Source organism: Halomonas sp. ATBC28 (genome assembly GCF_005937175.1).
Lineage (GTDB): Bacteria > Pseudomonadota > Gammaproteobacteria > Pseudomonadales > Halomonadaceae > Vreelandella > Vreelandella titanicae.
The window spans coordinates 1-1,244 of record NZ_VCQL01000058.1; the positions used below are offsets into that span (position 1 = coordinate 1).

At 52.3% G+C, this 1,244-nt stretch carries 1 pseudogene; it reads right to left on the reverse strand.

The features are described 5' to 3' along the window. Nucleotides 1-1,244: pseudogene (locus tag E0L35_RS25260) on the reverse strand (IS3 family transposase); the annotation flags it as partial.

Below are 1,244 nucleotides of genomic sequence, written 5' to 3' on the forward strand. Positions count from 1 at the left end.
GCTCGTGATTGTAGTAATGGATATAGTGCCGAATGCCCGCCTGTAATTGCTCAATGGTGTCAAAGCGGTTCAGGTAAAAATATTCTGACTTCAGCGTACCAAAGAAGCTCTCCATTGCGGCATTATCCAGGCAATTGCCTTTACGTGACATGCTCTGAATCACGCCATGCTCGCTGAGCTTACGCCGGTAAGCTGACATCTGATATTGCCAGCCTTGATCAGAATGCAGTAAAGGCGCGTCTTGGTCGGCCAACTTAGCCAAGGCTTTCTTGAGCATCCCCCCTACCAGCGAGTACTGCGGCTGTTTCTGCATTGAGTAGGACACGATTTCCCCGTTGTAGAGATCCATCACAGGCGACAAGTACAGCTTTTCGCCTCGGATATTAAACTCCGTGACGTCGGTTACCCACTTTTGGTTGGGTCGTTCAGCATGAAACTGGCGGGCAAGAAGATTGGGAACACTGGCCTGTTGTCCACGATAGGAGCGGTATTTCTTCGGGCGTACCAGCGACTTCAAGCCTAGATGCTGCATTAGGCGCTGGACTGTCTTATGGTTGACCTGCTCGCCCGACTGACGCAACGCTGCTGTGATTCGGCGATAACCGTAGCGGCCTTTGTGATGCTCGTAGAGGACGTGAATGCGTCGCTTCAGACCAGCATGCCGATCTTCCAACTGCTGAGCCCTTGCCTGATAATAGAACGTACTACGCGACAATTCTGCTACTTTTAGCAGCACCGCCAAAGGGTGGCCTTGCTTCAGCTCAAGGACTATCTGCGCTTTTTCTGCGCGGCTTGTTCTTTTGCCTGACGCAAGGCCCTCAACTTTTTTAGGTAGGCCACCTCAGCACGCAAGTACTCATTCTCTTGGAGCAGCTGCTCCAGCGAGCTCTTATCCGTCAGTGGAAGTGGGGGCTTTGGGGGCTCTGTTGTAGGCATCTTCGTCGGACGTCCTCGGGCTTTAGGCTCCAACGCTTGGAAGCCTCCTTCATGATACTGGCTTTCCCACTGTCGTACGACGCTCGTACCACCTCGAATATCGAACAGAGTCGTCGCTTGTAAGGCTGATAGCTCCTCTTGCCTCATCTGTTGCAACACCGCTAATTTGAACTCAGCGCTGTAGTGGGTGAACTTTTTCTGCAAGCCACTTAGACCATGCTGTTCAAAGTGTTTAACCCAACGCCTGACGGTTGTAGGGCCAAGACCGTACTGTCTGGCCAGACTCTTGTAACCCTGCTGTCCTTCTG